The sequence below is a fragment of the Streptomyces coeruleoprunus genome (genome assembly GCF_039542925.1).
Lineage (GTDB): Bacteria > Actinomycetota > Actinomycetes > Streptomycetales > Streptomycetaceae > Streptomyces > Streptomyces coeruleoprunus.
The window spans coordinates 3,589,890-3,607,131 of record NZ_BAABIT010000001.1; the positions used below are offsets into that span (position 1 = coordinate 3,589,890).

Sequence of the window (17,242 nt, forward strand, 5' to 3'; positions counted from 1 at the left end):
TGGCTCCTGGGTGCGTGGATACGGGACATGGGGGGTTACGACACGGGGTTACGGCGCGGAGGCGGGGCCGGCGGCCGCGACGGCGTCGCGGGCGGCCAGCCGCTGGAACTTGCCGCTGCTGGTGCGGGGCAGGGTGCGCGGGGCGACCACGTGGACGGTGACGGCGTCGAGGCCGAGGCCCGCGGCGACGAGGTCGCGCAGCTCCTTCTCCAGGGCGGCGCGCGGGGCGTCGTCGCCGGCCGTGGAGGCCGTCTCGCTCTCGGCGGCCAGCACGATGCGCTCGGAGCCGTCGGGCGCGGTGTCCGCGTAGGCGACGCAGCGCTGCTTGTGGACGCCGGGGTGGGTGCGGGCCAGGTCCTCGGCGTCGTGCGGGTAGTAGTTCTCGCCGCGTACGACGATCATCTCCTTGATCCGGCCGGTGAGGTACAGCTCGCCGGCGCGGAGGTAGCCCAGGTCCCCGGTGCGCAGCCAGCCGCCCTCCTCGAAGGGCTGCGGCCGGCCGGCCGCCATCAGGTAGCCGCGGGTGACGGACGCGCCGCGGATCAGCACCTCGCCGATCCGGCCGTCGGGCAGCGGCTCCGCCGAGCCGTCCCCGGCGACCCGCACCTCCATGCCGAGCACCGGCCGGCCCACGCAGGCGACCGGGCGCGCGGCCGGGCTGTCCTCGTCCACGGGCACGGCGACCCGCTCGGTCGCGAGCCGCACCCGGTCGACGACGTCCCACCGCGGGGCCCGGCCGAGCGGCGGGAACGTGACGGCGAGCGTGGCCTCGGCCATCCCGTACACGGTCATCAGCGCGCCGGGCCTGAAGCCCGCGGGCGTGAAGCGCTCCAGGAACGCCTCGACGCTGTCGCGGCGGATGGTCTCGGCGCCGTTGAAGGCGATCCGCCACCGGGACAGGTCCAGCTCCGCGGCCTCGTCCGGGCCGACGGCCGCCGTCAGGTACGCGTAGCCGAAGTCGGGCGAGGCGCTGATGGTGGAGCCGCTAGCGGCGAACTCGCGCAGCCAGCGGTCCGGCCGCTTCACGAACGACACGGGCGACCAGAGGGTGGCCGGGATGGCCGCGAACAGCGCGCTGAGCGTGGCGAACAGGCCCATGTCGTGGAAGAGCGGCAGCCACATGCCGAGGCTGTCCCGGTCGCCCAGCTCGATGGCCTCGGCGATGGCGCGCAGGCAGGCCAGGACGTTCGCGTGGCTCAGCTCCACGCCCTTGGGGTCGGCGGTGCTGCCGGAGGTGAACTGGACGATGACCGGGGTCTCTTCGGCGACGGGCGGGAGCGCGTCGGCCGCGTCGACGGCTTCCGCCCCCGTCAGCGCGTCGCCCGGGAGCAGCGTGACCCCGGGGAGCGCGCCGGCCAGGATCTCGGCGAAGCCGCCGTAGCCGGGCGACAGCACCAGGTGCCGCATGTCGGAGGTCCGGGCGATGCGGCCGAGCCGCGCCAGGTATGCCTCCGCGTCGCGCGGCCCGGTCGGCACCGGCAGCGGACAGGCGGCGCAGCCGAGGCGGGAAGCGGCGAACAGGGCGATGAGGAAGTCGGGTTCGTTCGGGCACAGCACACCGATCCGGTCGCCCTGCCGTACGCCCGCGCGGGCCAGGGCCCCGGCGGCGGCGACCGAGTCCCGGGCGAGGGCGCCCAGGGTCGTACGGCGTCGCTCGGAGGGGAAGTCGACGGGGCTTTCGGGGCGGCGTGCGGCCGCCCGGTCCAGTGACGCGTGCAGGGTCGAGGCAAGCATGGATCTCCCAATGGGCCCTGGCTGTGGGGGTCTGTTGAGTGAGGAGGGCGTACGGCGTGGCGTCAGCCGGCCGGCAGCTGCGCCCGGCGGTACGCGGTGCCGAGGGGGCGCAGCGCCGCGCCCCCGGTCCCGGCCGCCGTCCACGTGGTGCGGCGCAGCAACGGCGGGTGCGGAGCGGGCGCCGCGACGGACAGGTCGCGCCCCGGGAGGCGGAGCGTGCGCACGAGGTGGCCGGTGGGGGCGCCGTTCCGGTGCGCGACCCGCCAGGCCGTACCGGGCAGGGGGCGGAAGGTCAGGGTGCGCAGCCCGGTGGCGAGGCCGCCGCCCAGCGCCTTGGCGACGGCCTCCTTCGCCGTCCAGACGGCCCGTGGGCGTCCGGCCGTCGCGTCGTGGGGTCCGCCGAAGCGGGGCGCCAGGTCGGCGAACTCCCGCTCGGGCCGGTCCTCCACGTCGACACCGCAGCCCGCGCCGGCCGCGGGTCCGGGGACGCCAGGGGCGTGGACGACGGCGATGCCGGTGGCGTCGTGGCTGATCCCGAAGGTCCCGAAGGCTCCGAAGGTCCCGAGGGCCGGCTCGTCAGCGCCCCGCCGGGCCACCGTCCGCCCGCGCCCGTCGCGCTCCAGCGGCAGCCGCTCCCCCGGTACGCCGAGGGCCCGCCCCAGCACGGCACGCAGCAGGGTCCGTGCGAGGGCGGCGGCGTACCGGCGGCCGGTCCCCGTGTACCTACCGGCGTCGGCGAGGTCGCCGGGCGGGAGGCCCGGGATCTGCTCGGCCGAGGACCACGGCGTGGCCGCCCAGTCGAGCAGGTGCACCTCGACGACCCGGGAGGCCGCCTCGCCCATCAGGCGCGCCCCGTCCGCACGGGCAGCGACCGCAGGCCGCGGAACTGGATGTTGTCCGCCCGCCAGACGTGCCGCCGCTCCTCGTCGAGCCGCATGTCGGGGAAGGTCCGTACCAGGGCGTCCACGACCCGCCTGCCTTCGAGCCGGGCCAGCCCGGCGCCGATGCAGTAGTGGATGCCCGCGCCGAAGGCCACGTGTTCGGTGGCCTTGCGGGCCACGTCGAGCCGGTCCGGGTCGGGGAACCGCGCCGGGTCGCGGTTGGCGGCTCCCCGCACGAGGTAGACGAGGTCGCCCTCCTTGATGCGGGCGCCGCGCAGCTCGATGTCCTGCGTGGCCCGCCGGTGCGTGAGCTGCACGGGACCGTCGTAGCGCAGCAGTTCGTCGATGGCGCCGGTCAGGAGGGTGCGGTCGGCCTTGATCCGCTCCCACTGGTCCCGGTGCGTCAGCAGCGCGAGCAGCCCGTTGCCGATCATGTCCATGGTGGTGACGAAGGCGGCGGCGAGCACCAGCACGACCTGGGCGACGACCTGCCGCTCGGTGAGCAGGTCACCGCGGTCCTCGGCGTGCACGAGCCGGCTGATGAGGTCGTCGGCCGGCTTCTCGCGGCGTTCGGCGATGGCCTGCGTGAAGTAGCGCATCATCTCGTCGAGCGCGGCCGTGGCCGCGTCCGCCGTGGAGCCCGGGTCGGGGCTGCCGCCGATGAACACCTTCATGGCGTCCGACCAGCCCTTGAGCAGGTCGGCGTCGGCGCGCGGGATGCCGTACAGGTCGGCGAGGACGTACGCCGGCAGGGGGTAGGCCAGGTCGGCGATCAGGTCCATGCGGTCGCTCTCCAGGTGGGGGCGGAGCAGCATGGCGACGATCTCGTCGATGTGGGCTTCCATGGAGTTGACCGAGCGTGGCGTGAAGGCGCGGTTCATCAGCCGGTGCAGCTTGGTGTGGTGCGGCGGATCGTTCATCCACATCCACTCGGACGCGACGGCGATGAACGGCGCCGCCTTCTCCCGTAACGCCTCCGGGACACGCCCGTCGACCATCTGGGCGAGCCGCTGGGAGGAGTAGCGGTGGTGATCGCGCAGGGCCCCGTAGACGTCGTCGTGCCGGGTGACGAACCAGCCGTTGAGCTTGGGGTCCCAGTGGACGGGCCGGTGCTCGCGGAGCGCGCGGTAGGCGGGATAGGGGTCCTGCAGCACCTCGGGGGTGAGCAGGGTGGTGGGTATGCCGGACGGGGCGACCATGCGTGAACCTTCTTCTCCGCCGTATGAGGCAGTCGAACGAACGAGCGCGGCGCGGTTCCTCGAAGAACAGAAGAAAGGACAGAGCAGAGGTACGGAACGGAAAGGCAGATAAGAAAGGAAAAAAACCGGAAGGAAAAGATCGGAAGGAAAAGGCCGGGCCGGAAGGACCGGAGGACCCGCTGGTCAGCCGGCGGCGTCCGGCAGCACCCCGGTGCACTCGGACACGAACACCTCGGTGCCGTCCTGGTTCCGTACGGACGCCTTCAGCGACAGCTCCCCGGCGGGGTCCGCGTCCGTGACGGTGACCTCGGAGGTCACGACGTCCCCGGCGTGCACGGGCTGGAGGAACACCATGGACATCGACCGGTAGCGGAAACCGCGGTCCCCGCGCACGAACGGCACGGTCGTGGCCGTGAGCAGGCCCTGCGCCATGGGGCGGTCGCCTCCGATGCCCAGGTGGTGGGCGCCGCGGTCACCGGTCAGCGCGGTGCACAGGTCGATGTCGTCGGAGGTGACGGTGGTCGTCGCGGTCAGTACGGCACCGGCGGCGGGGCCGTCGAACGGCGCGCCGTCCGCCTCGGGGCGCGCGGCCTTCCGTACGGCTCCGAGATCCAGGGCGGGGGCCGCCGCGTCCTCGGGGACGTCCGGGCGGGCCGCCGGGTCGGCGACGTGCAGGATGATGCCCTTGCTGCGGCCGGACAGGACGACGTCCCCGTCGTTGCCGCGGACGCGGGCGTCGAACGCGATGCGGTGGAAGCCGGTGTTCTCCTCCAGCTGGAGGATCTCCAGCTCCGCCGTCAGCTCCTCGTCCACGCCGACGGCACGGGCGTGGGACCAAGTCATCTTGCGGGCGATGTAGTCGAGGTCGCCCCCGAGCTTGGTCAGCGGGGCCACGACCAGTAGATCGGGCAGCGTGGGGGCGCTCCCCTCGGGGAGGCGCACCCGGCCGGAGAGGGCGTCGTACCCGGCGATCTCATCCGGGCTGTACCGGCGGCGCCACGATAAGAGGCGGCCTTCGGCGAGTTCACCGTGCGGCGTCACGGGCAGGGGCATGAACGACCTCGATCTGGTAGATCCAGCGGGAAAGGTGCTCACGTACTGGCCAGTACGGTAACCGCCGCCCTCGCCGTCCGCAACGCTGTTCCGGCTTCAACCGGCGTGTCCCAGGCTCCGCTTGCGGGGCGCCGCCGGCAGTTCGGGGTGCAGGTCCGGGTCGTCCCTGAGCTTGCCGAGCGCCCGCGAGACGGCGCTCTTCACGGTGCCGACGGAGACCCCCAGCACGGCGGCCGTCTGGGCCTCGCTGAGGTCCTCGTAGTACCGCAGGACCACCATGGCGCGCTGGCGGTCGGGCAGGCGCATGATCGCCCTCCACATCGCGTCGTGCAGCGCCTGCTGCTCGGCGGGGTCCGGCTCGGGCACGCCGGCCGGCTCGGGCAGCTCGTCGCAGGCGAACTCGTCGACCTTCCGCTTGCGCCACTGGGACGTCCGCGTGTTGACGAGGGCGCGGCGCACGTAGCCGTCGAGGGCGCGGTGGTCCTCGATGCGCTCCCAGGCGACGAACGTCTTGGTGAGGGCGGTCTGCAGCAGGTCCTCGGCGTCGCTCGGGTTCGCGGTGAGCGACCGGGCGGTGCGCAGCAGGACCGGCCCCCGGGCCCGTACGTACGAGGCGAAGGACGGGTATCCGGTGGCGGCTGTGGAGGCTCCGGCGCAGACGGGGCCAGTAGTCGCGGTCATAGAGAACACGCTAGGAGCGGGCGCCCCGCCGGGGATCGCCCCCAGGTCCCGACCCGGTGTCCCTCTCAGGTCGGAGGGGTGGTGCGGGCCCCACCTCCTGAAGGTGGAGGGAGCGCGGGCGCCGGCTCAGGGTCCGTGGGCGGCGCCCAGGAGCAGGCCGGAGGTCGGTACGCCGGTCCCGGCCGTGGCCAGGACGGTGGTCGCGCCGGGCACCTGGTTGACGGAGGTGCCCCGCAGCTGGCGGACGGCCTCGGCGATGCCGTTCATCCCGTGGAGGTACGCCTCGCCCAGCTGGCCGCCGTGCGTGTTGAGGGGCAGCGCGCCCTCGGCGACGAACGCGGCGGCCTCGCCGGGGGCGCAGAACCCGAACTCCTCCAGCTGCATCAGGACGAAGGGGGTGAAGTGGTCGTAAAGGATCGCCACGTCGACGTCGGCGGGCCGCAGGCCCGAGGTGCGCCACAGCTGGCGGGCGACGACGCCCGCCTCGGGCAGGCCGGTGAGGTCGCCCTCGTAGAAGCCGGTCATGGCCTGCTGGGCGCGGCCCGCGCCCTGGGCCGCGGCGAGGACCAGCGCGGGCGGGTGCGGCAGGTCGCGGGCGCGCTCGGCGGAGGTGACGACGAGGGCCTGTCCGCCGTCGGTCTCCTGGCAGCAGTCGAGGAGCCGCAGGGGCTCGGCGATCCAGCGGGACGCCGCGTGGTCGGCGAGGGTGATGGGGCGGCCGTGGAAGTGGGCGGCCGGATTGCGCGCGGCGTGGCGCCGGGCGGTGACGGCGACGTGCCCGAAGGCGCTCGGGTCCAAGCCGTACGTGTGGAGGTAGCGCCGGGCGGCCATGGCCACCCAGGAGGCCGGGGTGAGCAGCCCGTACGGCAGGGTCCAGCCGAGCGCGACGCCCTCGGTCGTCGGCTCGCGGTGCCGGACGCCGGCGCCGAAGCGGCGGCCGGAGCGTTCGTTGAAGGCGCGGTAGCAGACGACGACCTCGGCGACGCCGGTGGCGACCGCGAGGGCGGCCTGCTGGACGGTGGCGCAGGCGGCGCCGCCGCCGTAGTGGACGCGGGAGAAGAAGGACAGCTCGCCGATGCCGGCCGCCTGGGCGACGGTGATCTCGGGGCTGGTGTCCATGGTGAAGGTGACGAGCCCGTCGACGTCGGCGGGGGTGAGCCCGGCGTCGTCGAGGGCGGCCCGTACGGCTTCCACGGCGAGCGCGAGTTCGCTGCGGCCGGAGTCCTTGGTGAAGGCGGTCGCCCCGACGCCGACGACCGCGGCCCGGCCGCCGAGGGTGTCCGCGGCGCGGAGGCTCATGACGCGGCCCCCTCGTGGTCCTCGGGCAGGAGCACGGCGGTGACGGTTCCGGTGACGTGACGGCCGAGGGAGTTGTCGCCGGTGACCCGCACCTCGACGGTGCCGGCGTCCAGGGCGGTGACGGTGCCGGTGAGGGTGAGGGTGTCGCCGGGGTGGCTGGGGACGCCGAGGCGGATGGCGACCCTGCGGAGGCGGGCGCGCGGGCCGAGGTGGTCGGTGACGTACCGGCCGACCAGGCCGTTCGTGGTGAGGATGTTCATGAAGATGTCGGGGGAGCCCTTGGCGCGGGCGGCGTCCGGGTCGTGGTGGACGTCCTGGAAGTCGCGCGAGGCGAGGGCGCCGGCGACGATGAGCGTACGTGTGACGGGGACGCGCAGCGGCGGCAGCTCATCGGGCACGTCCGTCCTCCTTCGGCGCGAAGACCGGCAGGGTCAGCTCGTCGTCCACGCGCTCGAAGCGCAGCCGTACGGGCATGCCGATACGCACCTTGTCGTACGGCACGCCCACCACGTTGCTCACCATCCGTACGCCCTCGGCGAGTTCGACGAGGACGACGGCGTACGGCGGGTCGAAGGCGGGGAGCGGCGGGTGGTGCATCACCACGTACGAGTGGACGGTTCCGTCGCCGCTCGCCTCGACGGCGTCCCAGGCGGGGCTCCCGCAGGCGGTGCAGCCGGGCAGCCAGGGAAAGCGGAGCCGCCGGCAGTCGCGGCAGCGCTGGACGAGCAGCCGGTCCTCCCGGACGCCGTCCCAGAAGCCGGCGTTGTCGCGGTTGACGACGGGGCGGGGGCGGGGCGCGACGGGCTGCGGGGTGCGGCGCGGACCGGGGGCGTACTTGAGGATGCGGAAGCGGTGGACACCGACGAGCCGGCCCTCCCCGTCGCGTACGTCGGTCCGGGTGGTGACGAAGTGGCCGGCGCCGAGCCCGGTGGTCTTGAGCGGCGACACGGACTCGATGACCGCGTCGTACACCGGCCGGTCGCCGGGCCGCAGGTCCCGCAGGTACTCCTGCTCGCAGTCGGTGGCGACGACGGCGGTGTACCCGGCCTCGTCGAGGAGGCGGAGGAGATCGCCGTACGCGTCGGAGCGGGCGCTGTTGCCGGACAGCCCGCCCATCGTCCAGACCTGGAGCATGGTGGGGGGCGCGATGGCGTCGGGGCCGCGATAGGCGGGGTGGGTGTCGCCGACGGCCTCGCACCAGTGCCGGATCATGGGCGCGTTGACGGGGTCCTTGGCGATACCGCCGGTGGCGGCGGGGCGGCCTTCGTACGGGGCGAGGCGGGCGTGCAGCGGGTCGGCTCCCATGGATCTGACTGTCCGTCAGATGATGGGGCGCCGTCAAGGGAGCGGACGGCGGAACGGCCGACGGCCCGCGCGACCGGTACCGAGTACCGTCGCGCGGGCCGCCGTTCACCCCGCCGTCGTGGCCCCACCCGGGCCCCGTCTCACCACAGGTGAGTGAAGTTGACCGTGGCGTTCCCCTGGTCGATCGCGGCCCAGGCGGAGCCGTCCACGCTCGCGGTGTTGCTCTGGTTGGAGGCGCCCGATCCGGTGGCCACCTGCTGGGTGGTGGTCGAGTTGCCGGAGTTCTCGCCGCCTACGCCACTGCCGATGATCGTGGCGACGGAAGCGTTCGATCCGTCGTTCGCGAAGCCACCGTTGTCGGCCTCCGCCACGCCCGTGAAGAGGGCGGCGGCGAGCGGAAGCGCGGCGACGGCGGCCAAGGCGCGAGCGGTACGGATACGTGCCATGTGATTCCTCCAGGAACCGTGGGAGCAATGGTGCGTGAGCCACGGAATGTGGCTTTCACCAGGGCAGTTGGCCGACCGCCCCGGCGCGTTCCGACGTCGTGGATCAAGAGTTGCCCACCGAATCCCCGGCGAACCAGCCCGGAGCTGCCGATTCGCCCTGAAGCGTGATGACAAGTCGATAAACCTCCTGCATCACCCTTCATCGCCCCGCATCACCCCCAATCACCCCGGACCGCCCCGCACAGCCCGCTGATCACACCGGAGGAAGCGTTTCGGCACGCCTTTCAGCCAACCTTCCCGCCACCCGGGCCGCCGTCCCCGGCCCCCCGTCGGCGGACCCGCTCGGCCAGCACGAAGGTCACGCTGATCAGGAGCGCCCACGCGCCGAACTTGGAGAGCGCGACGGGCTGCCAGCCGTCCAGCTGGTGCGGATAGCTCCAGGCCCCGACGTAGGTCGCGGCGTTCTCGGCGACCCACAGGAAGAAGCCGATGAGGACGAACGACAGCGCGAGCGGCATCCGGTAGTGCCGCTCGCCGACGGTGAACCGGACCCAACCGCCGGCGGTGACGACGACCAGGCCGGCCGCGAGGAACCAGCGGCCGTCGGGCAGCCAGTGGTGGGTGAAGAAGTTCAGGTACACCCCGGCCGCGAGAACGGCCGTCGCGGTGGCCCGGTACCCGGAGAGCCGCAGCTCGAACAGCTGCCAGGCCCGGCACAGGTAGCTGCCCACGGCCGCGTACAGGAATCCGCCGTACAGCGGTACGCCGGCGACCTTGAGCACCGCGTCCTCGGGGTAACTCCACGAGCCGAGCCGCACCTTGACCAGCTCGAAGGCCAGGCCGATCAGATGACACGCCGTGATCACGGCGGTGTCGCGCGGACTGTCCCAGCCGACCCGCCGCGCGAGCACGGCCAGCAGCACCCCGTACACGAAGACCAGGTCGTAGCGCGCGACGGGCAGCTCCGGCAGGACGGCCGACACGGCGATCCCCCCGACCAGCGCCATCGCGAAGGCGCAGCAGCGCAGCTGGAGCACCCCGAACCGGATCAGCTGCACCGCCGCGTGCCGTATCGCCCCACTGAACGTGTCCATGGCCGGAAGGACGCGGAAACCCTTGGCCCTGGTTTTCCGGGCCTCAAACCGACGAGGCCCGCTTTTCCCCCAAAGGTGCCGCCTCCGCACACACCCCGTCTACATACCGCACTTCATGACTTACGTTCCGTAGCGCCCAACTGAACAGCACACGCACTGGAGGTGCACATGCGAGCCTTCACCACGAGGATCGGCACCCTTGCGGCGGCCGCGGTCCTGGCGCTCACCTCGGCGCCGGCGGCCCAGGCCGGAAAGGCGGGGCCGCCGGCACCGGCGGCGTACTTCGAGTTCACGGACCTGACCCGGCACACGTTCGTCATCCAGCTCACCGACCCGACGCGGATCGAGGAGGCGCGCTCCCTGCTGGCCAGCGGGGAGGACAAGCACGTCATGGGCCGGATCATCAAGCGCCCGGCGCCCTACAACGCCCGCTGGAGCTACCACCTGAACCCGGACACGATCCACTTCTTCACGTACGCCATCGAGGTGTGCGACGCGACGATCCCGTACGTGGAGGACCACCTGGACGAGGTGGGCGGGGCGTTCCTGCCGGGCAGCCACTGGTGCCCGTGGACGTCCCGCCTGGTCCGCGAGATCCCGGCCCCCTGACCACCTCCACACGCGAGCGGGGCCGGCCACGCGGCCCCGTTCGCGGGCGGTTCAGCCGGCGCGCACGCTCGGCGCCTCACCGCGCTGCACCTGGCGGACCCGCTCGACCATCATCCGCGCAACGGAGTCGAGGATCCCGGGGTCGGGCGCGACGCCGGTATCGCTGTTGATGTTGACGCTCACCACGGCCGAACCGGCGCGCGCGACGACGGTCGCGCTGCAGAGCTCGGAACGGCCCAGGCAGCCGCTGCGCGAGAAGGCCTCGTCGGCGGTGCCGAGGGAGACGGGCGTCGTGGCTTCGCCGTACTGCCCCTCGGTCTCCCGCAAGCCGGCCACGGCCCCCGGGACCCCGGCGTACGTCCTGACCGTGAACCCGACGACACCGTCCAGGTCGGGCGCGCGGTAGCCGACGTGCCCGTAGGCAAGGCGCCCGTCGGGCCCGGGCCCGCCCTCGAGCCGAACGCCCCCGCTCCTCTCCCACTCGACGGGCACGGCGTCGGGACCGGGCAGGACGCGGGAGATCCGCTCCTGGTCGAGTACGACGGGGGCGGTGGGGCCGGGTGTCGGACGCGGCGCCTCAGCGCGGCCGCACCCGGCGACAAGCAGGACCGCACCGACCATCAGTCCCGTACGCCACACGTCGCCCAACAGTCCCCCAGCACAGTCGACCTCGGTCCACCACGCTGCCGCCGCGCGGCTCCGGTTCACCCCTCGGCGCGGGGTCGGTAGGTGCAGACGTGCACACCCGTACCGCTGGTCACGGTGGAGACCAGCTCGAGCTTATGCATCGCCCCGTCCCCGGGGAAGATCGACTTCCCGCCGCCGAGGATCACCGGCATGATCATGAGCCTCAGCTCGTCGACCAGCCCCTCGTGCAGCAGGGTCCGTACGAGCGTCGGGCTGCCCATCACCAGCAGGTCGCCGCCGCCCTCGCTGTCCCGGAGCTTCCGGATGCGCGCGACGGCCTCGTCCCCGGGGATCCGTGTGGTGTCGGCCCAGGTCAGGTCCTCATCGCCGAGGGTCCGGGACACCACGTACTTCGGGATGGCGTTCATCCGGTCGGCGAACGGGTCCCCGGCGCGCTCGGGCCACGCCCCGGCCATCGTCGCCCACGTACGCCGCCCGAACAGCAGCGCACCGGCCTTGCCGAGGGCATCGTCGAAGGCGCCGCCCATGACCTCGGGATCGAAGAAGTCCTGCGTCCATCCCCCATGGACGAAGCCGCCCTCGGTGTCCTCCTCGGGCCCGCCGGGAGCCTGCACGACACCATCCAGGCTGATGAACTCGATGACCACGATGCGCATGGGACGTGCTCCTCGTTCCTCGCTACGGCGTCTGCGTCCCGCGTCCGCCCCGGCCTGTACGCGAAGGACGTGACGTACGCCACAAGTCTCACACGCGCACCGGACGGCGGCGCCCCGTCAGGCCTCCGACTTGATCTTCTTCATGGTCAGGTGGGACTGGAGGCGCAGGATGGCGGGCAGCCCGCTGAGCCTGCGGGTCAGGAAGGCCTCGTAGGCGGCGTGGTCGGCGACGGCGACACGGATGAAGTAGTCGGGGCGGCCGTACATGCGGCGGAATTCGATGACCTCGTCGAAGGAGGCCACGGTCGTCTCGAACTCCTCGACGGTCCTGCGGTCGTTGGCGTAGATCTCGACGTCGATGAGGACCTCGAGCCCGCGGCCCATGGCCTCGGGGTCGACGGTGGCCCGGTATCCGGTGATGACGCCGGCCTCTTCCAGCCGCTTGACGCGACGCAGGCAGGGCGGTGGCGTGAGGCCGACGCGCTTGGCCAGCTCGACGTTGGTGAGCCGCCCGTCGTGACGCAGGTGGAACAAAATTTCTCGATCCACGGCATCAATGCCCTCCGCGTTACCCACTGGACCTCCCAGGTGCCATGAAAGGAAATCAAATAAGCCACATCCACTCCTAAAATTACCCCATGGCAATACCCCAGGTCGCTCTCGGCGACCCTCCTCGACGCGCCACTCCTCCCCGGCCCCGCTCCGGTTCCGGTTCCGGCTCCCGCTCCGATGCCCGGGCGGCACTCAAGGACTCCGCCTCCGTCGGCCTGGGGTTCCTCCCGCTCGGTCTCGCGTTCGGCGCGCTCGTGACCCAGTCCGGTCTCGACTGGTGGTGGGCGGGGCTGTCGGCCGCGCTGATCTACGGCGGCTCGTTCGAGTTCCTCCTCATCGGCATGGTCACCGCCGTGGCCCCGCTGGCGTCCATCGCCGTGACGGCCTTCATGGTCAACGTCCGGCACGTCTTCTACGCGCTGTCCTTCCCGCTGCACCGTGTGCGGGGCCGCCTCGGCAAGGCGTACGGCACGTTCGCGCTGACCGACGAGGCGTACGCCCTGACGGCAGGGGCACAGGCCCGTTCCTGGCCGGGCCGGCGCATCCTGTGGCTCCAGCTGTTCCTGCACCTGTACTGGGCGGGCAGCGCGGTGGCCGGGGCGCTGCTGGGCTCGCTCATCCCGGCCGGCGTCACGGGCCTGGACTTCGCCCTGACGGCCCTGTTCACGGTCCTCGCGCTCGACGCGCTGCGGGACCTGCGCGGCGACCTGCCCACCCCGGTGCTGGCCCTCCTCAGCGCCGTGGCCGCCCGGCTGCTCTTCCCGGACCGGCTGCTCCTCGCGGCCTTCGTCCTGTTCACGGCGGGGCTCCTGGCCCGCCACCTCCTGACCGCCAGGAGGGCGCGCCGTGCCTGACGCCCGCTACGCGATCGCCGCGATCGTCGTCACCGCCGCCGTCACCTGGGCGCTCCGCGCCCTGCCCTTCGCGGCCCTGGCGCCGCTGCGCGCGAGCAGCACGGTCCAGTACCTGAGCACCCGCATGCCGGCGGGCGTCATGGTGATCCTCCTGGTCTACTGCCTCCGCGACCTGCCCCTCACGGAACCGCGCGCCGCCCTGGCCCCCCTCGCGGCCCTGACGGTCACCATCGCCCTCCACCTGTGGCGCCGCAACGCCCTCCTGAGCATCCTGGGCGGCACGGCGGTCCACGTCGTCCTGTCGAGCACGGCGGCCTGGGCGTAGGACAGATCGCCGTCTTCACGAAATCTCCCGAAGCGGCGGGTACGGGCCTTCCCCGCGCCGTACGATGCCCGCACCGGCATGTGACCGAGGGGGAGAACGATGCTCGCTGAGTCGTTGACGGCCCTGGCGGCAGCACTGGGAACCGCGGTCGTCCAGGCCGCCGGAACCCAGGCGTGGGACGGTTTCCGTACGGGGGTGGCGCGGGTCCTGGGCCGCGGGGAGGGCGACCGGGAGAGCGTCGAACTGGAACGGCTCGACCGCACGGCCGCCGCACTCCGCAGCGCGACGCCGGAGAGAGCCGAGCTGGAGCGGACGCGCCAGGAGACCGCCTGGGAGACCCGCCTCGCCGTGCTGCTGGAGGAACTCGCCGAGCCCGAGCGCGACGCGGTCGTCGCGGGCCTGGAGACACTGCTGGCCGAGCGTCGCACCGAGCAGGGCGGGCCGACGGCGGGCGGCGGGGTCGTGAGCGGCAACACCTTCCACGACCGGGCCAATGTGCAGGCGGGGTACGTCAACGTACTGCGCATCGACCAGAGGCCCGAGGCGTGAGCGGGCCTTTCCCCGGTCCCGGCGGCGGCCACGTCTCCGACAACGCCTTCCACGGCTCCGCCAACGTGCAGGCCGGTGGCGCCAACTTCCAGAACATCAACCACTATCCGCCGCCGTCCCGCAGCGTGTGGCCGGCCGTCGGAGGCGTCCTGTCGGTGGTCCTCGCGGCGGCGGCCGGGGCGCTCCTGGTGGCACTGAAGTTCGGCGACGACCCCGACGACCGCGGCGGCGGCCAGGCCCGGGAACCAGCGCCGGCGTCCGTACCGGCCCTCGCGCCGGGCACCTCCGGCCCTGCCGCGGCGCCCAGGACCACACCACCCTCGACGCCTCCGGCGCCGCGGACCGGCACGGAGGACGCCGCGGACCGGGTCCAGTGGACGGGCACCCTGCGCATCACCGAGGAAGGCCCGCGGCTCGACGAGCGTCCGCCCGTCAAGTACTCGTACCTGCGCGATGTCTGGCTGGCCCAGACCGACCCGGCGGTCCTCCAGGGCTCGGACTGGTCCGTCAACTCCACCAACCTGGCGCTGTGGCAGGGCTCCACGGCCCCCACGCGGAAGGACTGCGCGGAGCTGGTGTCCACACAGGGCATCGACCAGGTCGAGGTGGGCAGGGGCACGGTGGTCTGCGTGCGCACGATGTACGGCCGTACAGCGGTGCTCACCGTCGTCTCGGTCAGCAGCAGTCTCCGCCAGGGGGTCCTGGCGGAGGCCCGCGTCTGGTCCGAGACGGAGACGCCCGAGACCTTCTGAGCCGAGGCCCGGCTTCGGCCGACCGCGCCTGGGCCCGGCGGCGGTGCCCCCGTGGGTACGGGCGGGGCGCAGGCGCCGGTCACGACCTGCTGCCTCGCTGCCTGCCGGACCGCGACATCTTCGTGCGCCGGCTCGCAGCGAACTCCGACGCCGACCCCTCGCCGCCGCCCGACGGCACCACCGTCCTGACGACGAATCAAGATCATCAATTCGCCAGGATTCGCCACCTTGACCCGTGCCGACCTGGAGCTTCAGACTGTTAACGCTCGTTCGCACGGCCCGCGTCGCGGCCCGAGTTGATCATCCCGCCACGAGGGCTCGCTACATTGGCAGCGCAGGGTTCACCTTGGCGGCCTCGCACGTCGCCTCGTGGAACGCATGCTTGGACTCCCACGTAGAGAAGGCCTGACCCCGGTGGCATCCGAGGTCAGGCCGCTACGCGGGAAGTGGGCCCGGTCGAGCAACCATCGGCCGGGCCCACATCGGAGCCCTTCGACCGGACCACCGCTCAGTTGCCTCTCAGCGCAGGAACGGCACCACACAACCCACGATCGTCCCAGCCGCGGCCAGCGCATCCAGCGTTAATCGGATCCACCACTGATGCCGCCGGAACCACTGGGGTTCCCTCGACTGGTCCAGTTGACTCACCTCCCACCTCTCCAGGTGCCTCCTGCTCATCCGTCGAGCAGGAGAGACACAGAGAGGCGGCGAGCCGAGTCGTCGTCGCGAACGGTACCGCGCCGGAACCGACGACTTTCCGCGTTCGCACCATTCGCCAGCGTTCGCCCAGGTCCCCAGAACTCTTCAGTGCATCCGCGCCCGTCCCCCGACCGCATTGCTCTAAACTGCCCCGCCGGACAGATCGGCGAGCGGGCCGCCCGCGCCGAGGAACGGACCGAGGTCCGCCGCCCGCCTCGGCCCCCACTCCAGCGGCTGCCTGCCCCTCCACGTGAACTCCCGTCGGCGGACGGCGGCTCCCGCGTCACCGAGGTCGGGCGTACCGTGGATACATGGCCGGGCGGGTACGCCACCGCGCGTACATCAGCTGCTCCAAGCCGCTGCCTGCGTTCCCGCGGCGACAAGCTGCTTCGCGACCGGAAGCGCGGCATCGCGCGCCTTCGGCGACGAAGCCGCCGCCCGGATGCCCAGCAGTACCCGTAACCGTCAACACGTACGCGGCCGGGTGACGTTCTCCCACGCCTTCCGCGTGTTCGTCGCGGGACTGGCCGCCCAAGAGGAGGGAGACGGCGATGACCAGCCGGCGCACCCACTACGTGACCACCGACGACGGCGTCACCGTCGGTGCGACCGTGCACGGCCAGGGACCGCCGCTGGTGCTCCTGCAAGGGGCCGTGGGCGACGGGGACATCGACTGGAACCGGGTGGTGGAACACCTGACCGGCCGGTTCACATGCCATTTGCCGAGCATGCGCGGCCGCGGCCTCAGCAGCGATCACCCCGACCTCAGCGTCCGCCGGCAGATCGACGATTCGGTCACCTACATCGAGAGCATCGGGGAACCGGTCCGACTCACGGGCTGGTCCGGCGGGGCAACCCACGCACTGGGCGCGGCAGCGCACTCCGACGCGGTCACGTCGCTGGCTCCCTTCGAGCCCGGGGTGCTCGGACTGGCAAACCCGGAGGAGCAGGCGGTGATCGGAAACGCCCTCACCCGCACGGGCGAACTGGCCGCCGAAGGCGACTTGACGGCCGCGGCTCGCGCCTTCCTTGGTTTCCCCTTCAACGACGAAGAGGTCGCCGTGGCCGACGACATCGGCTACTGCGAGGCCGCGGGGCGCTACGTCCCGAAACTGCTCGACCTCCTTCGGCAGGTGAAGGAGTACGGAGACCCCACCGCGGATCCGGCCCTGCTCGGCGCGATCTCCGCTCCGGTCACGGTGCTGCTCGGATCGGACACCAAGCGCCTCTTCACCGCCGGCGCCCGGCACGTCGCCGACCACGTCCCCGACGCGCGTGTCCAGGAGATCCCCGGCGTGGGGCACGCCGCTCCCCTGACCCACCCCGAAACGCTCGCCGCGGCACTCGCCGAGCTCTTCACGTCGGAGCACCATCCGGCCTGACACGACCTCCGCTCCTCTGAACAGCGGGGCTCCACGGTGCCCGCACACGCGAACGGCCCCTGACCGTGAATCCTGGTCAGGGGCCGTCTCGCCTGGCGGTGGGTGTGGGATTTGAACCCACGGTGACTCGCGCCACGACGGTTTTCAAGAGCGTTGCGCCTTGAGTGCCCGCAGGCCTCTGACCTGCATCGGAGCATGGCCCAACCACTCAACTGCCCTATCCTGGCCCGCGCATGGCCCACAGCCCCTCTGCTGAGGCCAAGAGCGGAAAAGGCTGAGCCCTGGACCCACATCCGCTTTAGGAGTTCGATCAGAGGCTGTTCCAGCCACTACGATCCCCCAGCATGACGGCCAGACAGGGATGCCGGGATGCACCGCCGTCCGGCGCCGTTGATGTCACCTGTGGACGTCACAAACCTTAGGACCCGTAGCCCCGCAGGACGGGTCAGCGGCGGCTACATCCCTCGACTGCGGGGCGCTGAGTGGCGATGCCGCCCTTACGAGGTGCCGCGGTTTCGGTACTT

At 72.4% G+C, this 17,242-nt stretch carries 19 protein-coding genes; 6 read left to right on the forward strand and 13 right to left on the reverse strand.

Going from position 1 to position 17,242, the window contains the following annotated elements:
- Positions 1 to 48: 48 nt before the first annotated feature.
- The 10 genes from ABEB09_RS15905 to ABEB09_RS15950 all read right to left on the reverse strand — a co-directional run bounded on the left by ABEB09_RS15905 (position 49) and on the right by ABEB09_RS15950 (position 9,692).
- On the reverse strand, positions 49 to 1,734 hold the full coding sequence (locus tag ABEB09_RS15905; protein ID WP_345690577.1) for an AMP-binding protein: 1,686 nt from the start codon (positions 1,732 to 1,734) through the stop codon (positions 49 to 51).
- A gap of 62 nt (positions 1,735 to 1,796) precedes the next feature.
- On the reverse strand, positions 1,797 to 2,576 hold the full coding sequence (locus tag ABEB09_RS15910; RefSeq protein WP_345690578.1) for a 4'-phosphopantetheinyl transferase family protein: 780 nt from the start codon (positions 2,574 to 2,576) through the stop codon (positions 1,797 to 1,799).
- Positions 2,576 to 3,814, reverse strand: coding sequence for a cytochrome P450 (locus ABEB09_RS15915; RefSeq protein ID WP_345690579.1), 1,239 nt, complete (start codon positions 3,812 to 3,814; stop codon positions 2,576 to 2,578). The genes ABEB09_RS15910 and ABEB09_RS15915 overlap by 1 nt, the downstream gene beginning before the upstream one ends.
- Positions 3,815 to 3,997: 183 nt before the next feature.
- Positions 3,998 to 4,867, reverse strand: coding sequence for a hotdog family protein (locus tag ABEB09_RS15920; protein ID WP_345690580.1), 870 nt, complete (start codon positions 4,865 to 4,867; stop codon positions 3,998 to 4,000).
- Positions 4,868 to 4,963: 96 nt separating this feature from the next.
- Positions 4,964 to 5,548: a SigE family RNA polymerase sigma factor gene (locus tag ABEB09_RS15925; RefSeq protein WP_345690581.1), complete on the reverse strand. Its 585-nt coding sequence runs from the start codon at positions 5,546 to 5,548 to the stop codon at positions 4,964 to 4,966.
- A 126-nt stretch (positions 5,549 to 5,674) separates the two neighbouring features.
- A complete protein-coding gene (locus ABEB09_RS15930) occupies positions 5,675 to 6,847 on the reverse strand; it encodes a lipid-transfer protein (protein WP_345690582.1) in 1,173 nt (390 codons plus the stop codon).
- A complete protein-coding gene (locus ABEB09_RS15935) occupies positions 6,844 to 7,245 on the reverse strand; it encodes a MaoC family dehydratase (protein WP_345690583.1) in 402 nt (133 codons plus the stop codon). Before ABEB09_RS15935 ends, ABEB09_RS15930 begins: the two co-directional genes overlap by 4 nt.
- Positions 7,235 to 8,152, reverse strand: a complete 918-nt coding sequence (locus ABEB09_RS15940; RefSeq protein WP_345690584.1) for a bifunctional MaoC family dehydratase N-terminal/OB-fold nucleic acid binding domain-containing protein — start codon at positions 8,150 to 8,152, stop codon at positions 7,235 to 7,237. The genes ABEB09_RS15935 and ABEB09_RS15940 overlap by 11 nt, the downstream gene beginning before the upstream one ends.
- Positions 8,153 to 8,292: 140 nt before the next feature.
- The gene (locus tag ABEB09_RS15945) at positions 8,293 to 8,598 is read right to left on the reverse strand and encodes a hypothetical protein (RefSeq protein WP_345690585.1); all 306 of its coding nucleotides are present in this window, start codon (positions 8,596 to 8,598) and stop codon (positions 8,293 to 8,295) included.
- Positions 8,599 to 8,882: 284 nt separating this feature from the next.
- The gene (locus tag ABEB09_RS15950; RefSeq protein ID WP_345690586.1) at positions 8,883 to 9,692 is read right to left on the reverse strand and encodes a DUF817 domain-containing protein; all 810 of its coding nucleotides are present in this window, start codon (positions 9,690 to 9,692) and stop codon (positions 8,883 to 8,885) included.
- A 168-nt stretch (positions 9,693 to 9,860) separates the two neighbouring features.
- On the opposite strand from ABEB09_RS15950, the gene ABEB09_RS15955 reads away from it, so the two are divergent.
- The gene (locus ABEB09_RS15955; protein ID WP_345690587.1) at positions 9,861 to 10,301 is read left to right on the forward strand and encodes a BP74-related protein; all 441 of its coding nucleotides are present in this window, start codon (positions 9,861 to 9,863) and stop codon (positions 10,299 to 10,301) included.
- Positions 10,302 to 10,352: 51 nt separating this feature from the next.
- Here ABEB09_RS15955 and ABEB09_RS15960 read toward each other — a convergent pair whose 3' ends face one another.
- The 3 genes from ABEB09_RS15960 to ABEB09_RS15970 all read right to left on the reverse strand — a co-directional run bounded on the left by ABEB09_RS15960 (position 10,353) and on the right by ABEB09_RS15970 (position 12,163).
- Complete coding sequence (locus ABEB09_RS15960) at positions 10,353 to 10,940, reverse strand: hypothetical protein (RefSeq protein WP_345690588.1); 588 nt, start codon at positions 10,938 to 10,940, stop codon at positions 10,353 to 10,355.
- Positions 10,941 to 11,005: 65 nt separating this feature from the next.
- Positions 11,006 to 11,605, reverse strand: coding sequence for a dihydrofolate reductase family protein (locus ABEB09_RS15965; RefSeq protein ID WP_345690589.1), 600 nt, complete (start codon positions 11,603 to 11,605; stop codon positions 11,006 to 11,008).
- A gap of 117 nt (positions 11,606 to 11,722) precedes the next feature.
- The gene (locus tag ABEB09_RS15970) at positions 11,723 to 12,163 is read right to left on the reverse strand and encodes an Lrp/AsnC family transcriptional regulator (protein WP_425580065.1); all 441 of its coding nucleotides are present in this window, start codon (positions 12,161 to 12,163) and stop codon (positions 11,723 to 11,725) included.
- Positions 12,164 to 12,243: 80 nt separating this feature from the next.
- Here ABEB09_RS15970 and ABEB09_RS15975 point away from each other — a divergent pair, with 80 nt between their 5' ends.
- From ABEB09_RS15975 to ABEB09_RS15995, 5 genes are all read left to right on the forward strand, one after another.
- Positions 12,244 to 13,011 (forward strand): AzlC family ABC transporter permease, encoded by a 768-nt coding sequence (locus ABEB09_RS15975; RefSeq protein ID WP_345690591.1) that lies wholly within the window; start codon positions 12,244 to 12,246, stop codon positions 13,009 to 13,011.
- Positions 13,004 to 13,336 (forward strand): branched-chain amino acid transporter permease, encoded by a 333-nt coding sequence (locus tag ABEB09_RS15980; protein ID WP_345690592.1) that lies wholly within the window; start codon positions 13,004 to 13,006, stop codon positions 13,334 to 13,336. The genes ABEB09_RS15975 and ABEB09_RS15980 overlap by 8 nt, the downstream gene beginning before the upstream one ends.
- Positions 13,337 to 13,435: 99 nt before the next feature.
- A complete protein-coding gene (locus tag ABEB09_RS15985) occupies positions 13,436 to 13,885 on the forward strand; it encodes a hypothetical protein (protein WP_345690593.1) in 450 nt (149 codons plus the stop codon).
- Positions 13,882 to 14,637 carry a hypothetical protein gene (locus ABEB09_RS15990; protein WP_345690594.1) on the forward strand — a complete coding sequence of 252 codons (756 nt, stop codon included), beginning with the start codon at positions 13,882 to 13,884 and terminating at the stop codon, positions 14,635 to 14,637. The genes ABEB09_RS15985 and ABEB09_RS15990 overlap by 4 nt, the downstream gene beginning before the upstream one ends.
- 1,274 nt (positions 14,638 to 15,911) lie before the next feature.
- The gene (locus ABEB09_RS15995) at positions 15,912 to 16,718 is read left to right on the forward strand and encodes an alpha/beta fold hydrolase (RefSeq protein ID WP_345690595.1); all 807 of its coding nucleotides are present in this window, start codon (positions 15,912 to 15,914) and stop codon (positions 16,716 to 16,718) included.
- Positions 16,719 to 17,242 lie beyond the last annotated feature (524 nt).

Excerpts from the sequence above, each read along its gene's own strand:
- ABEB09_RS15905 (WP_345690577.1), bottom strand. The coding sequence starts at position 1,734 with ATGCTTGCCTCGACCCTGCACGCGTCACTGGACCGGGCGGCCGCACGC.
- ABEB09_RS15910 (WP_345690578.1), bottom strand. The coding sequence starts at position 2,576 with ATGGGCGAGGCGGCCTCCCGGGTCGTCGAGGTGCACCTGCTCGACTGG.
- ABEB09_RS15915 (WP_345690579.1), bottom strand. The coding sequence starts at position 3,814 with ATGGTCGCCCCGTCCGGCATACCCACCACCCTGCTCACCCCCGAGGTG.
- ABEB09_RS15920 (WP_345690580.1), bottom strand. The coding sequence starts at position 4,867 with ATGCCCCTGCCCGTGACGCCGCACGGTGAACTCGCCGAAGGCCGCCTC.
- ABEB09_RS15925 (WP_345690581.1), bottom strand. The coding sequence starts at position 5,548 with ATGACCGCGACTACTGGCCCCGTCTGCGCCGGAGCCTCCACAGCCGCC.
- ABEB09_RS15930 (WP_345690582.1), bottom strand. The coding sequence starts at position 6,847 with ATGAGCCTCCGCGCCGCGGACACCCTCGGCGGCCGGGCCGCGGTCGTC.
- ABEB09_RS15940 (WP_345690584.1), bottom strand. The coding sequence starts at position 8,152 with ATGGGAGCCGACCCGCTGCACGCCCGCCTCGCCCCGTACGAAGGCCGC.
- ABEB09_RS15945 (WP_345690585.1), bottom strand. The coding sequence starts at position 8,598 with ATGGCACGTATCCGTACCGCTCGCGCCTTGGCCGCCGTCGCCGCGCTT.
- ABEB09_RS15950 (WP_345690586.1), bottom strand. The coding sequence starts at position 9,692 with ATGGACACGTTCAGTGGGGCGATACGGCACGCGGCGGTGCAGCTGATC.
- ABEB09_RS15955 (WP_345690587.1), top strand. The coding sequence starts at position 9,861 with ATGCGAGCCTTCACCACGAGGATCGGCACCCTTGCGGCGGCCGCGGTC.
- ABEB09_RS15965 (WP_345690589.1), bottom strand. The coding sequence starts at position 11,605 with ATGCGCATCGTGGTCATCGAGTTCATCAGCCTGGATGGTGTCGTGCAG.
- ABEB09_RS15975 (WP_345690591.1), top strand. The coding sequence starts at position 12,244 with ATGGCAATACCCCAGGTCGCTCTCGGCGACCCTCCTCGACGCGCCACT.
- ABEB09_RS15985 (WP_345690593.1), top strand. The coding sequence starts at position 13,436 with ATGCTCGCTGAGTCGTTGACGGCCCTGGCGGCAGCACTGGGAACCGCG.